Annotated in this window: 1 protein-coding gene; it reads left to right on the top strand. The window is 63.6% G+C overall.

Annotated elements, in window-relative coordinates; genetic code table 11:
- Positions 1-751: Ig-like domain-containing protein (locus HFD95_RS21860; protein WP_207713356.1), on the top strand; the 751-nt coding region annotated here is incomplete at both ends.

Here is a 751-nt window from a genome sequence, read left to right as displayed (position 1 = left end):
GCCTGACCGACGACAGCACGCCGGAGCTGCAGGGCACGGCGGCGGCGGGCGCGGTGGTGACCATCAGCGACCAATCGGGCGCGGTGCTGGGCAGCAGCACGGCAAACAGCAGCGGCGTGTGGACATTCGCGGTGGCGGAGCTGGCTGATGGTGAGCACGTCTTTACGGCATCGGTAACCAATGCGGCGGGCAACAGCAGCGAGGCGAAATTTACCCTGACCGTTGACACCATCGCACCTGTCCTGCCGACCATCACCGGGATGATTGACGATGTAGGCACTGTACAGGGCACGTCTACGACCAGTGGTGGCGTAACGGACGATCCGTCGCCGACCTTTACCGGCAAGGCGGAAAAAGGTTCGCTGGTTACGCTGTATGACGGCGACAGCGTGCTGGGCAGCGTTCGGGCGGATGCGCAGGGCAACTGGAGCTATACGCCGACCACCAATATGGTAGACGGCGATCATAGTATCAAAGCCGTTAGTACGGACGCGGCAGGAAACATCTCCGCGCCTGGCGCAGAATGGCCGTTTAAGCTGGATACCAGCACGACGGCTCCGGAAATCACGAACAACACCGAAGACGAGCTGGCCGGTAACGCCGAGCCGGGCGCGGTGATCGTGATCACCGATCCGGTCAGCGACAGCGTGACCAGCACGGTGGCGGACGCGGATGGTCACTGGAGCATCCAGCCGAATCCGGCGGGCGTGGACGCCAAAGACGTCGTGGTGGAAGCCACCGACGAGGCGGG

It is taken from the genome of Pantoea sp. EKM10T, assembly GCF_011800685.1.
Classification (GTDB): Bacteria; Pseudomonadota; Gammaproteobacteria; order Enterobacterales; family Enterobacteriaceae; genus Pantoea; species Pantoea agglomerans.
Note: the sequence above shows the minus strand (reverse complement) of the source record. Positions and strands in the feature narration are given on the sequence as shown.